The following is a 12,746-nucleotide window of genomic DNA, read 5'->3' on the forward strand; positions in this document are numbered from 1 at the left end:
GTCATGCGTGTGCGGAAAACGTCTCCCAAGAGGCCGGGGCGCGCTGTGTTCGCCCTGGTGGCGGCCTGCGCGATCGGCGCCGTCGCGGCCCCGTTCGCCATCGCCGGCGCCTCGTCGCAGCCCACCGTCACCGCCGCCGCGGACGACGGGCCGAACGACCTGCTCCTGCCCACCCCGGAGGCCCCCCGGATCTCCAACGGGCCGTACGCGGGCTTCCAGTTGTGCGGCAGCCCGGCGGGTGACCCGGTCGTGACCTCCGGTACCCCGACCCTGGCCGCCACCCTGGAGGCCGTGGCCCCGCCCGGAACGGTCGAGTCCGCCGAGCCCGGCCCACGTCGCAAGGTGCTCTTCGAGGTCGACACGGCCGCCGGGGCGCCCGTCACGCACAAGCAGCTGACCAGCGACACCAGCCACGACGCCGCGTACCAGCTGCCCGAGGGCACGCTGACCGACGGCGCCTACCGCTGGCGCGTGAGGGTCAAGGACGGTGCGACGGAATCCGCGTGGACGGCCTGGTGCTCGTTCACGGTCGAGCTGCGCTGAGCGAAGCCCACCACCGAAAAGCCCGGTGCCCCGGAGCGCTCCTCGCGCGCCGGGGCACCGGTCGTGGGGACCGCACGCGGCCGTCCCCTCCCCCTCACGCGCGGGCGAGTTCGGCGGCGCCGAAGGAGACGTCGAAGCGGTCGCACCAGATGCTGACGCTGGTGTAGCGGGACGGGTCGACGCCGTCCGGCACGGCATAGTTCTGGCTGCCCTTGTTGCCCTTGAGCTTGCCGAGGCTGACGTACTCCCCGTCGTCGAAGACGTGCCAGCCGCCCCGGCCCTCCTTCACCGGCGCGTCCGTGAGCCACACGCGCAGGTCCGGCCCGTTGCTGGTGTCGAGGTTCTCCAGCCGCACGACGTGCGAGCCGTCGGCCAGCCGAACGAGCTTCACCGTGCCCGAGGTCGCGTGCTCATGGCTGACCAGGTCCCCGTCGGCCAGTGTCCGCGGGCCGGGCGACTCGGACACGGACGGCGCCGCCGAGGAGGACACGGACGGCTTCGGCGAGGCAGGCGCGGCCGGAGCGGTGGCGCCGGGCAGGGCCTCGTCCACGGTCTCGTCCTGCCACAGCGTCCACGGCTTGAACCAGTACAGGCCGAAGCCGGCGACGGCAACGACCGTCACCAGCACCCCGATGACCGCCGGTCTGCCCCACATGTTCCTGGCCCGCCCCATCTCGCCCCTGCCTTCTGTGAGTAACGCGTCGTCATCCCATTCAACACAACGCGCGGCCGGCCCGTGTCCCGGAAGAGATGACGGAATGCTGACGTCACCGGGCCGCGTCCCGCGCTCGCGGCCCGCGCCTCACAGCTCGGTGCCGAAGTTCTGGGTCCAGTACGGGCCGCCGTCACCCTCGTGGATGCCGACGCCGATCTCCTCGAAGGCGCAGTTGAGGATGTTGGCGCGGTGGCCCGGGCTGTTCATCCAGGAGGTCATCACCGCTTCCGGGGTCCGCTGGCCCTTGGCTATGTTCTCCCCGTACGTGGACCAGCGGTAGCCGGCGGCCGTGACGCGCTCGCCGGGGCCGTCCCCGTCCGGGTCGGTGTGGTCGAAGAAGTCGCGGGCGGCCATGTCGTCGGAGTGGCCCTGGGCGGCGGCGCGCAGCTGGGCGTCCTCGCCGAGCGGTTGGCAACCGGCCGCCGCCCGCTCCTTGTTGACCAGCGCGATGACCTGGGCCGCGGTGCCCGACGGGGCCTGCGGAGCCTGCGGGGTGCCGGGCGCCGGCTGCTGCGGCCGGACCGGCTCCTTCGGGGCCGAGGTGGTTCTGGTGGGGCGAGGGGTCGGTGAGGCACTCGCACGCGGCGACGTCGACGCGGACGGTGACGGGGAGGCGGACGGGGAGGCGGACAGGGAGCTCTCCCGAACCGTGTCGGGTGTCGCGTGCCCCGGTGCCGGGGCCTCGTCGGCGGTCCGCGCCGCGGTCGTGCCCTCGGTTCCCGTTCCCGGCTGAACGGCGAAGTAGTAGAGCCCTCCGCCGGCCACGCACGCCGCCACGACCGCGCCGCCGACCGCCCGGCGCCGGTTGCGCCGCCGACGGCGAGCCACGCCGCGGGAGACGGCCTGCCGGCCCGTGGCACGGTGGCCGCCCGGCCCGCCCGCGCCGGTGGCCGCACCGAGCGGGGACGCGGACGCGGCCACCGCGAGCGGGTCGGAGCCGGAACGTATCTTCGCCAGCAGCGCGGGCGACGCCGCCACCAGCGCCAGGCCGGCCAGCAGCCCCTCCGCGGGCAGCAGCCCGTTCCACAGGCCGCAGCAGCGGGCGCAGCCGCGCGCGTGCCGGGCGATGCGCTTGCGCCACAGCGCGGAGGGGCGGCCGTCCCAGTCCGCGAGCGTTCTGCGCAGTTCCTCGCACGGCGGCTGCGCGTCGAGTGCCCGGACGACCACGCGGGCCGCCTCCAACTGCGCCTTCATCCGCTGCACGCGCACCGCCGTGTGCTGCGGGGACAGTCCCATGGCCTCGGCGACCTCGGCCCGGCTCAACTCCCCCGCGCACTCCAGCCACCACAGGGACAGCAGGCCCCGGTCGTCGGGCTCCAGCCAGCGCGTCGCCCGAGCCGTCTCCTGGCGCTGGCCCGACAACTGGAGCTGCACCATGGTCAGATCCACGAAGTCGGCGCCCGGATCGGCGACGTCCGCGGCCTGCTCCACGGGGGTGTGGGCCGACTGCCGGTCCTGCCAGTGCGCCCGGATCTGGTTCATGGTGATGGCCACCAGCCAGGAACGGAAACTCTCCGGAGCCCGGAGGGCGCCCAGCGAGTCGAGGGCCCGGAGCATGGTGTCCTGCACCACGTCGTCCACGTCCACCGACCCGTTCAGGGCCCGGCCCACGATGTTGTAGACCAGCGGGAGGTGGATGCCCACCAGGGCGTCCTGGGCCTCCGTGTCGCCCGCTCGGGCGGCGGTCACCAACGCCGCCGGATCCACCGTGTGCCCTGTACTCATGTGCAGCTTCCCTGTCTTCGACGCCGAACGTTGCTGTCCGTCACAAGGGAGATCCCTGAGGAAGCCCCGGATAACAGTTCTTCGGAAAACCGTGCGAAGAGAGGGTGGCCGCACCGGGCCGACCACCGCAATGGGCGCGGTCACACCCGGCGGTGGCCGGGCGGCGGTGGGAGGTGGTGAGCGGGCTCGGCCGGCTGCCTCAGGCCTCGGCCAGCAGCGGGTCGTAGGCGGTGGAACGCCGTCGGCCGGACATGAAGCAGAGGAAGTCCCTGACGAACGCCCCGCGGGAGCAGGCGCCGTCGACGTCGGCCAACTCACGCCGGAACCCGGTGCGGAACAGGGCGCGGTACTCCTCGGCGTCGATGGTGCGGTCGCCGTCCGCGTCCGTCACGTCGAAGAGGACTTCGGCGACCCTGATCAGGGCGGGCCCGGCGAGCGACGGTACGGCCGCGGCGTACTCGTGTCTGCTGATGCGGCCGTCACCGTCGGTGTCGAGGGCGGCCTGCAGCTCTCGCCACCAGTGCGCGTACGCGTCGTAGAGCCTGGTCTCCTCCGGTTCGTCCAGGTCGAGCCGGCCGGACACCTCGCGTGCCATGGCCGCCAGATCGGGCCAGTCCAGGTAGCCGTCCCCGGTCTGGTCGAGCACCTCGTCGAAGAACTCACCGGCACTGCGCTGCACCGGTCGCCCCTCCTCGGCGGGGTCGGGCTCCGCGGCGAGGGGGCTGAGCAGTCTGAGCAGGGCGCCGGCCCGTTTCGTCCGGTCGCGCAGCGCTGCCAGGGTCCTGGCCCGCGGATCGTCGCTGTCGGGTGGCAGCGAGAGCAGGTCGGCCATCGCCTGCCCCTGGATCCAGCCGTCCGGCAGGAACCGTGCCAGGCCCATCGCCAGATAGGCGCCCTGGGTCAGGGTCCGGGCTCCGGGGATCTCGGGCAGTCCCGCCCGGCGGCGGAAGGGTTCCGGCAGGGAGGCCACGGTGATCGCGCCGAGGACGGGGCCCGCGAGGGCGCGGCCGGCCGCCCAGACCGTGGGCAGGTCGCCCAGCAGGGGCGGCGCCGGGAGGTGGTCGAAGAGGCGGTAGAGGATGATGCGCAGGGCCTCCGTGTTCTCCAGTTCCTCCTCGACGACGCGGTCGTAGTACGGCCAGAACTCCCGCAGGGTGGGCGGCAGGTGGCCGGCCCGGTCGCCGAGGACCGCGAGGAACGCCTGGAACTCGGTGTAGAGCCGTTCCATCGTGGCCTGGTCGAGCGGCTGACCGCTCAACCGGCACATGGTGACGGTGCTTTCGAAGAGCGTGGCGACCACCCAGGCGCGGATCTCGGGGTCCATCGCGTCGTAGGGCCGGTTCCGCTCGTCGACGCCGCTCAGTCGCGCGTGCAGACGATTGAGCCGGGCCGCTTCCCGCTGCCGGACCTGCTCGTCGGCGCCGAACATGCGCCGCAGACTCAGGAGGGTGTTGCGCAGGCGGCGCCATGGATGCGCCACGAACGTCGAGTTGGCGATCAGCGCCGCGCCGATCTGCGGGTGGGCGGCCTCCAGCACCGTCGCCCGGACCACCGCCAGCGCCCAGCGTGGGTCGTCGAAGAACGCGTGGAACTGCGAGCCCGGTCCGAACAGCGGTAAGGACGGGGGCTCGGTGCTCCCCCGCACGGAACTCTCGTCGCGGCCGGCCCTCTCGGGTCCGGCGCCGTGGGGGTGGCTGCCGGTGGTGCGGTCGGTCATGGTCGGGGTTCTCCGTTCGTGTTCGGCGTCACGCCGCCGTAGCGGCGCCGGCGCTGCTGGTAGATGTGCAGGCACTCCAGGAAGTCCGGTGCGCGGAAGTCGGGCCAGAGCACCTCCGGGAAGACCCATTCGGCGTAGGCGACGTGCCACAGCATGAAGTTGGAGATCCGCTGTTCACCCGAGGTCCGGATGACCAGGTCCACGTCCGGTGTGTCGGCGAAGGGGAGATGGGCGGCGAAGGACTCCTCGGTCACGTCGTCGGCCGGTACCCCGCGCCGGATGAGTGAGCGTGCCGCCTCGACGATGTCGCCGCGTCCGCCGTGATCGAACGCGACGGTCAGCGTCATCCCGCGGTTCTCCCCGGTGAGCGTGGTCAGGTCGTCGAAGTCCCGTGTGAGGGACGGCGGGATGCGGGGGTCGGTGACGCCCAGGAAGCGGCAGCGGATGCCTCGTGCGTGCAGCAGCGGGGCGTGTTTGCGCACCGCGTGGCGCACCAGCCGCATGAGGAAGTCGACCTCGTGGCTCGGGCGTCGCCAGTTCTCGGTGGAGAAGGCGTACAGCGTCAGCCACTCCACTCCTGCCGTCCGCGCCGCCTCGATGACATCGATCACCGTGGCCTCGGCGGCGCGGTGACCCGACGTGCGGGGCAGTGATCGCCGGGTCGCCCAGCGGCCGTTGCCGTCCATCACGCACGCGACGTGCCGGGGCGCCGTCACCCGCCCGGGTCGTGCGGGCCCGGGGACCGCCGAGGTGACCGGACCGCCGGTGCCCCCCGCGTCCGTCACCGGTGTTCCTTCTGGCTGCACAGCGCCATCCCTCCGACTCGGGCGTGCCGTTCGGCACGGCGGAGCCGGGACCGGGCACGCGCCGGCCTCCCCCTCGCGCCCGGGCCGACACGCAGCAGAGTGCCGGGCGTGCCTCACCGTCCGGACGCGATCAGCGCATGTTCACTCGTACGCGATCACCGGCGTACGGTCGCTCGACGAACATCCCTTCCCGCCCGCCCGGCGTCGAGGAGATCGTCCGCTGCCGGGCACGGGCCGGCCGGTGCCCCTGCGGGCGGGCACGGTCGCCCTCGCCCCCACGGTGACGTACACCCCGGCCCCCGCACGGTCGCGTCCGTCCGGGTGGCGTCGGCCCGACGGCGAACCGACTCGGGCCCGGGCGGCGTTGTGCAGGACCCATCCGTCATCACCGGGAAAGGTTCCCTCATGCGACGCACCGTCCTGTTCTCCGTCTGCGCCCTCATCACGGCCGCGGCCACCGGGTTCTTCGCCACCAGCGCCATCCGGGGCCGCTGAACGCACGGCGCAGCCGTCGTGCGGGGCACCGCAGGGCGGGGCGCCTCGTGGCCGTGCGCACCCTGCGATCGGGGCGGCGGCAGGCCCGCACGGCGGGGACCGCCCGCCGGGGTCAGGGCCTCGGCCGGCCGTCTCACCCGGCGCGGCCCGCGCCGCGGCGGATCCGGGACCGTGGCCGCGGCGGATCCGGGACCGTGGCGAGCGGCGCCGCGCCCGGATGCCCCGCCGGAGCCCAATTGGCGTGTCCGGCGCCAGCTCGGCGCCCGTCCCCGTCGGCTCCGCCGCTGGTCACGGACTGCCGGAACCGTCCGGTTCGCCGTGCCCCTGCCAGGGCCGCGCCAGTACGGCCAGGGCCAGGGCCGCCGCCGCCACGGCGATCAGCATGATCAGCGCCATCGGCAGGGAGCTGTCCTCTCCGAAGAGACCGACCAGCGGTGAGGCCAGCGCCCCGAGCAGGAACTGCAGACCACCCAGCAGCGCCGAAGCGGCACCCGGGGCCGCCCGGCCCACCGCCTGGCCGATGCTCATGCCTCCCGGGAAGACCACGCCGATCCCGCCGGCGGTCACGAACAGCGTGATCCATGTGCCGGCCAGGGTCTCCCCCACCGTCACGACCAGGAGCACCTGGGCCAGCGCGCCCAGCAGGCAGACACCGACACCGGCCGTGAGGAGGGTGTTCAGCCTGCGCCTCCGGGCCAGGCGGGAGAAGACCGCTCCGCCGAGCAGCATGCCGACCGCGTTGGTGGCGAAGATGAGGGAGTACGTCGTCGCGGAGACGCCGTGGAGGCTCTCGAAGACGAAGCTGGAGCCGCTGATGTAGGCGAACAGCGCCGCCGACACGAACGCGACGACGAGGACGTATCCCATGAAGGCACGGCGGCCGAGCAGTGAGCCCATGGCGCGGAACGTGCTCGCGAAGCCGCCGCCGCGGCGGTGCTCGGGCGGCAGGGATTCGGGCACCGCGCGGACCACGGCCAACAGCAGCAGGACGCCCAGCACGGCCAGTACGGCGAAGACGGCACGCCAGGTGGAGACGCCGAGGATCGCCCCGCCGAGGACCGGCGCGGCGATCGGGGCCACGCCCATGATCTGGGACAGGACCGCGAAGTAGCGCGGCAGGTCGGCGCCCTGGAAGCGGTCGGTGAGGACGGCGCGGGCCAGGACCATGCCCGCCGCTCCGGCCACGCCCTGAAGGAAGCGGGCGCCGGTGAGCACGGTGACGTTCGGCGCGACGGTGCAGAGGATGGAGAAGAGGACGAAGCCGGCCGATCCGCAGATGAGCAGCCGGCGCCGGCCCAGCCCGTCGCTCAGCGGCCCGATCAGGAGCTGGCCGACGACCAGTCCGGCCAGGAACGCGGTCATGGTCAGCTGCACCGCCGACGTGCTCACCCCGAGCGCGTCCCCCATGGCGGGGAAGCCGGGGACGTACATGTCGGTCGCGAGCGGGGCGACCGCGGTCAGGGCGGCGAGGACGGCGACGAGGGCCCCGGCGGCCCGTCCGGAGGGAGGGACAGGGGCGGTCGGTGCGGCGTCGGCGGTGCGGTGCGCACCCGCCCGTCGGGTGGGGGACGGCGATACCATGACCGTAACGATAACCGATAGTTCACCAGTTAACAGTTTGGCCGAGCGTATGCCCCTCTCCCCCGCCGACGTCCGCGCGCAATGGGCCCGCAGCAACCCGGATCTGGACACGTCCCCGATCGATCTGGTGGCCCTCCTCAAGCGCGCCACGGGCCTCCTCGACCGGGCCGTCGAGCCCCTCTACGAGGGCGCTCCCCTCACCGCGCCCGAGGTCGACCTGCTCGTGTTGCTCCGCCATGCCACCGATCCGCTCATCGCCCGCCGCCTCGCCGCGGCGCTGGGCCTGTCCCGCGCGGGTGTCAGCAAGACCCTCGCCAGACTGGAGAAGCGCGGCTTCATCGCGCGCACCCCCAGTCCCGCCGACCGCCGCGCCGCCCTGGTCACCATCACCGAGTCCGGCGCGCGGGCGGTCGACGACCTCTTCCCCCGCCAGCTCGCCGCCGAGGTCGCGTTGCTGGACGGACTCGGGGACGACCGGGAATGGGTCCTCAGGGCGCTGGGGCGCCTGGTCGAGGCGATGGAGGGGCGGTCGAGCCGCGACTGAGCCACAGGCGCCGAGCCGACGGGCGGAGCCGGGCGGAGCCGGGGCCCGTCGAATGACGTGCCCTCCGGCGGGGAACACGGTGGCCACCTTTCGTGTCCGGTCAACCTGTCTGGAGAGACCATGAGTCTGCTGCGTATGGTCGGTCGTCCCATGCTGGCCTCGATGTTCGTCTCGGGCGGTCTTCAGTCCGTGCGAGCACCCGAGCAGGTCGCGCCGGCCGCCGAGTCCGTCGTGCGGCCGCTGACCGACCGCGTGGGGTCACTGCCCGACCGCACCGAGGACGTCGTACGGCTCAGTGGGGCCGTGCAGGTCGCGGCCGGGCTGCTGCTCGCCACCGGCCGGGTCCCCCGGGTGGCCGCGCTCGCCATCGCCGCCACGCTCGTGCCCACGACCCTGGCGGCCCACCGGTTCTGGGAGGCGGAGGACCCGGACGAGCGCGACCGGCAGCGCATCCAGTTCCTGAAGAACGCGTCCATGCTGGGCGGTCTGATGATCGCGGCCGCGGACACGGAGGGCAATCCGTCGCTGCGGTGGCGGGGCCGGCACGCCGCGCGGGGCGTGCGGCGCGAGGCACGGCTGGTCCGGCGGTCGGTCCGGGCCACCGCGCGCCCCGCGGCCACCGCGGGCGCGGTCCGCGCGAAGCTGGGCCGCTGATCCGCGGACCAGCCCCGGCCGGTCGGCACCCCTCGGCCGACCGCCTTCGCCGCGCCGCCCGGTCTCAGGCCTCCAGGGGCAGTTGCATGAGCGTGAGGTCGAACCACCGCCCGAACTTCCGGCCCGCCTCGCGCACCGTCCCCACGACGGCGAACCCGAACCGCTCGTGCAGCCGGATCGAGGACGCGTTGCCGGACTCGATCCCGGCGATCATGCTGTGGTGGCCCGCGCGGCGCGCCGAGTCGATCAGCGCGGACAGCAGCGCGCCTCCGATGCCGAGGCCCTGGCTGCCCTCACGTACGTAGACGGAGTTCTCGACGGTGTGGCGGTAACCGTCGAGCTCCCGCCAGGGCGCGTAGACCGCGAACCCGACGACCCGGCCGCCGGCCTCGGCCACGAGCGCGGAGCCACGCCCCAGGTGCGCGGCGAGCCAGGCCCTGGCGTCGGCCGGGGACTGCTGGGTCTGCGTCCACAGCGCCGTCGACGTCGCCACCGCGTGGTTGCGGATGGCACGGATGGCCTCGCCGTCGGCCTCGCACGCCGGCCGGACCCGCACCACCGCCCCTTTCTCATATATTGCCGTCATGTCCAACATAGTAGATCCCCTGGTGGAGCGGATCGCCGCGCGTGTGCGGACGGAACGGGAGCGGCGGGGCTGGACGCTGACGCAGCTGGCCGAGGCCTCCGGCGTCTCCCGCGCGATGATCAACCGGATCGAGCGGGGCGAGAGCAGCCCCACGGCGGTCGTGCTCGGCAAGCTGTCGGCCGCCTTCCGGCTCAGCGTCTCCTCCCTGCTGGCGCTCGCCGAGGGAGAGGCGCACACAGCGGCTCCCGCGGGGGGCGTGCGCCGCCAGCAGGACACGGCCGAGTGGCGCGATCCCGACACCGGCTACCGGCGCCGCCAGATCACCGGACCGCACTTCCCCGTGGAGACGGCGGAGATCCGGCTGCCCGCCGGCGCGAGCGTGGCCTACCCGGCGGCGTCCTTCGCCTTCGCCCGTCAGGTCGTGTGGGTCCTGGAGGGGCGCCTGACCTTCCACGAGGGAAACGCCGTCCACGTCCTCGGTCCCGGCGACACCGTCGAACTCGGCGAGCCCGCGCCGTGCACCTTCGCCAACGACAGCGACGGCGAGTGCCGGTACGTGGTCATCCGCGCCCAGGCCGAGCGGCCGTGAGCGAGCAGTCACCCCTCCCCCGCCACGGCACCGTCCTGCTCGCCGCAACGGCGGCGACGGCGATCGCCAACAATTACGCCCTCCAGCCCGCCCTGACCGAGGTGGCGGGCGACCTCGGGCTGTCCGCCGCGGTGACGGGACTGGTGCCGACCGCCGCCCTCGCCGGCTGCACGGCCGGGTTCGCGCTGTTGCTGCCGCTCACCGACCGTGTCGCGCCGCACCGGCTGGTCGGCACACAGTTGTGCGCCCTCGCCGCCGCGCTCACCCTCGCCGCGTCCGCCCGGAACGCGGCGGTCCTCCTGACCGCGTACCTCTTCATCGGCGCGACGGCGGGTGTCGCGGCCCAGGCCGGCGCCATCGCGGGCCGGTACGCGGCGCCCGGCCGGCGCGGTGCGGCCATGGCCATCGTCGCCACCGGCCTGTCGGCCGGCATCCTGCTGAGCCGCTGGGCCGGAGGCACCCTCTCCGACCTCCTCGGCTGGCGGCGCATGCTGCTGGTCTTCGCCGGCCTCGCCCTGCTCGCCGCGCTCGCCACCGCACGGCTCCTGCCCCGCGAGCGGCCGCGCCCGCAGGGCGGTTACCTCGCCACGCTCGCGGGTCTCGCGCCCCTGCTGCGCCGCCACCGCCCCCTGCGCCGGGCCGTCCTCACCGGTGGTCTGTGGTACTTCGCCTTCAACGTCGTCTGGGTGGGACTCGCCCTGGCGCTGGCGCGTCCGCCCCACTCCCTCGACGCCACCGCCATCGGGCTGTACGGCCTGGCCGGGCTGCTCGGTTTCGCCGCCCTGCCGTTCACCGGACGCCTGGCCGACCGGTACACGCCGCACCGGGTCACGGCGGCGGCGATGGTGGTCGCGGCGGCCGGTACGGCGGTGCTGGCCACCGGTCTGCGGCACCCCGCGGTCACCGTGCTCGGGCTGGCCCTGTTCGACGCCGGGTGCTTCGCCGCCCAGGCGGCCAACCAGAGCCGGATCGTCGCCATCGACCCCCGGCGTGCGGGCAGTCTGACCGGCGTCTACCTCGTGCTGTACTTCGCCGTCGGGGCGCTGGGCGCGGCCGCCACCGCCCCGCTCCTGGACGCGCTCGGCTGGCCGGGAACGGTGTGCGTGGCCGTGACCGCCCTGCTCACCGCCGGGGGCCTCGCCGCCGTCGGCGAGCGGCCCGCCGGAGCGCCGGGAGCCGCCCCGTCGGCCACCTGACCCGTCACCCGGGTGCCGGCATGAGCGGGCCCCGGACGGCCGGGGCCCGCCGCCGGCCGGGGCTCGCGCCGGGCGAGGCGCCGTACGCCTCACGCGACGCGCTGCTGGATCCAGCGCAGGGTGAGGTCGAAGATCTCGCCGACCCGGTCGTCGGGGAGCCCGTGCCAGACGTGGTCCGCGCCCGGGACCGTATGCAGCTCGACCTCGGCGCCGACCTCACCGAGGCGGGCGGCGAGCCGGCGGCTGTGGTCGCAGCCGACCATGGAGTCGTCCTCGCCGTGCACCAGCAGGAAGGGCGGCGCTCCGGGCCGGACCTGGGCGAGCGGACTCGCCTCCCGTGCCGGGCCGGGTACGTCGGCGGGGGCCGCGCCGAGCAGGAGCGCTTCGGGAGTGTGCGGGTCGTCGCCCTGGAGGGCGAGGTCGCTCGGCGCGTACCAGGCGACGGCGCCCTTCACCGGCGGTATCCCCGGCGACAGCGCGAGCAGCGCGGCGAGGTGCCCGCCTGCCGACTCCCCCCACACGACGACCCGGTCGGCGTCCGTGCCGAGCTCGGGAGAGCGCCGGACGAGCCAGCGCAGGGCGCTGCGCACGTCCTCCAGCGGCGCGGGGAAGAGCGCTTCACCGCTGAGCCGGTAGTCCACGGAGGCCACGGCGAGTCCCGCGGCGGCGATCCTGGCGAACGGGCCGGGCTCCCAGCCGCGCATGCGGTAGCCCATGTCCTCACGCCGCCCCCGGCGCCAGCCGCCGCCGTGCACGAAGATCACCAGGGGGGCCGGCGGTCCGTCCGGCCGGCGCCGCGGCAGCCACAGGTCGAGCTCCGGCGGGCGTACGCCCGGCAGGTCCGCGAAGGGCACTCCCCGCAGGAGGCGCACCCCGTCGCCGACGTCGGCCGCCGGCGGCAGCGGAGCCCGGTCGGGGTGGGGGGCCGCGATGAGGGTCCGCAGGTCCGTCTCACGACTCACGGGAGCGCCACTGGTGGTCGGGGAGGAACCGCACGTCGTACTGCTGGGGCACGGTCGCGAACTTGCCGGGTTCCGGCACGAACGGCTGCTGCGGCAGGCCGGGACCCTCCACCGGGGTGCCGAGGTTCTCGAAGAACCGCTCGAACGTCCCGCCGGGACCGGCCGCCACGCCGACGATCCGGCTCCCGTGCCGCTCGATGCGGTAGGCGTGGGGACAGTTCTTCGGCACGAATCCGAAGTCGCCGCTGGTCAGCAGCTTCTCGTACTGCTCCCCCGCGGTGTCCTCGACGAAGAGGCGCACGGCGCCGTCCGTCACGAAGAACACCTCGTAGGTGTCGGGGTGTAGGTGGGCCGGGATGGTGTCGCCCTTGGGGCCCTCACAGGTGAAGAAGTTGAAGGTGTTCTCCGTCTGCTCGCCGCCGGCGTAGACGGTGAACAGGTCGGAGAAGAGCTGCGCGCGGTCGCCCATGCCCTTCTCGATGAAGTACGGCGTGCCCGGATTCGGGGGGATCTGTGAGGCACGGCGGTAGCGGGTGGCGTACTCGATGGTCATGGCTCTCCTCTGGTCGGCACCACTCTATGTCAGTCAGGCTGACATCCACATCGCGGGATGTGCAAGACTTCGTCGACCTT

Annotated in this window: 13 protein-coding genes; 5 read left to right on the forward strand and 8 right to left on the reverse strand. The window is 74.0% G+C overall.

The window, feature by feature from the left end:
• Positions 1-3 precede the first annotated feature (3 nt).
• Positions 4-543 carry a hypothetical protein gene (locus ACIBBD_RS36255; RefSeq protein ID WP_399423940.1) on the forward strand — a complete coding sequence of 180 codons (540 nt, stop codon included), beginning with the start codon at positions 4-6 and terminating at the stop codon, positions 541-543.
• A 94-nt stretch (positions 544-637) separates the two neighbouring features.
• Here the strand turns inward: ACIBBD_RS36255 and ACIBBD_RS36260 are convergent, their stop codons facing one another.
• The 5 genes from ACIBBD_RS36260 to ACIBBD_RS36280 all read right to left on the reverse strand — a co-directional run bounded on the left by ACIBBD_RS36260 (position 638) and on the right by ACIBBD_RS36280 (position 7,582).
• Positions 638-1,216, reverse strand: a complete 579-nt coding sequence (locus tag ACIBBD_RS36260) for a DM13 domain-containing protein (protein ID WP_399423942.1) — start codon at positions 1,214-1,216, stop codon at positions 638-640.
• Positions 1,217-1,345: 129 nt separating this feature from the next.
• The gene (locus ACIBBD_RS36265) at positions 1,346-2,983 is read right to left on the reverse strand and encodes a sigma-70 family RNA polymerase sigma factor (RefSeq protein WP_399423944.1); all 1,638 of its coding nucleotides are present in this window, start codon (positions 2,981-2,983) and stop codon (positions 1,346-1,348) included.
• Positions 2,984-3,182: 199 nt separating this feature from the next.
• A complete protein-coding gene (locus ACIBBD_RS36270) occupies positions 3,183-4,700 on the reverse strand; it encodes an oxygenase MpaB family protein (protein WP_399423946.1) in 1,518 nt (505 codons plus the stop codon).
• A complete protein-coding gene (uppS, locus tag ACIBBD_RS36275; protein WP_399423991.1) occupies positions 4,697-5,386 on the reverse strand; it encodes a polyprenyl diphosphate synthase in 690 nt (229 codons plus the stop codon). Before uppS ends, ACIBBD_RS36270 begins: the two co-directional genes overlap by 4 nt.
• Before the next feature lie 903 nt (positions 5,387-6,289).
• On the reverse strand, positions 6,290-7,582 hold the full coding sequence (locus ACIBBD_RS36280; protein ID WP_399423948.1) for a multidrug effflux MFS transporter: 1,293 nt from the start codon (positions 7,580-7,582) through the stop codon (positions 6,290-6,292).
• Positions 7,583-7,631: 49 nt separating this feature from the next.
• Between ACIBBD_RS36280 and ACIBBD_RS36285 the strand changes: the two genes are divergently transcribed.
• Positions 7,632-8,126 carry a MarR family winged helix-turn-helix transcriptional regulator gene (locus tag ACIBBD_RS36285; RefSeq protein WP_399423950.1) on the forward strand — a complete coding sequence of 165 codons (495 nt, stop codon included), beginning with the start codon at positions 7,632-7,634 and terminating at the stop codon, positions 8,124-8,126.
• A 120-nt stretch (positions 8,127-8,246) separates the two neighbouring features.
• Entirely contained in the window at positions 8,247-8,780 is a 534-nt protein-coding gene (locus ACIBBD_RS36290) for a DoxX family protein (protein ID WP_399423952.1), read from the forward strand.
• A 64-nt stretch (positions 8,781-8,844) separates the two neighbouring features.
• Here the strand turns inward: ACIBBD_RS36290 and ACIBBD_RS36295 are convergent, their stop codons facing one another.
• A complete protein-coding gene (locus ACIBBD_RS36295; protein WP_399423953.1) occupies positions 8,845-9,366 on the reverse strand; it encodes a GNAT family N-acetyltransferase in 522 nt (173 codons plus the stop codon).
• Here ACIBBD_RS36295 and ACIBBD_RS36300 point away from each other — a divergent pair.
• Entirely contained in the window at positions 9,365-9,955 is a 591-nt protein-coding gene (locus tag ACIBBD_RS36300; RefSeq protein ID WP_399423955.1) for a helix-turn-helix domain-containing protein, read from the forward strand. The two genes, ACIBBD_RS36295 and ACIBBD_RS36300, sit on opposite strands and share 2 nt — an antisense overlap.
• A complete protein-coding gene (locus tag ACIBBD_RS36305; protein WP_399423956.1) occupies positions 9,952-11,151 on the forward strand; it encodes an MFS transporter in 1,200 nt (399 codons plus the stop codon). The genes ACIBBD_RS36300 and ACIBBD_RS36305 overlap by 4 nt, the downstream gene beginning before the upstream one ends.
• A gap of 89 nt (positions 11,152-11,240) precedes the next feature.
• Here ACIBBD_RS36305 and ACIBBD_RS36310 read toward each other — a convergent pair whose 3' ends face one another.
• Entirely contained in the window at positions 11,241-12,113 is an 873-nt protein-coding gene (locus tag ACIBBD_RS36310) for an alpha/beta hydrolase fold domain-containing protein (RefSeq protein ID WP_399423958.1), read from the reverse strand.
• Positions 12,103-12,666 (reverse strand): quercetin 2,3-dioxygenase, encoded by a 564-nt coding sequence (locus ACIBBD_RS36315; protein ID WP_399423960.1) that lies wholly within the window; start codon positions 12,664-12,666, stop codon positions 12,103-12,105. The genes ACIBBD_RS36310 and ACIBBD_RS36315 overlap by 11 nt, the downstream gene beginning before the upstream one ends.
• Positions 12,667-12,746: the final 80 nt, after the last annotated feature.

This window comes from Streptomyces sp. NPDC051315, from assembly GCF_044455165.1.
Lineage (GTDB): Bacteria > Actinomycetota > Actinomycetes > Streptomycetales > Streptomycetaceae > Streptomyces.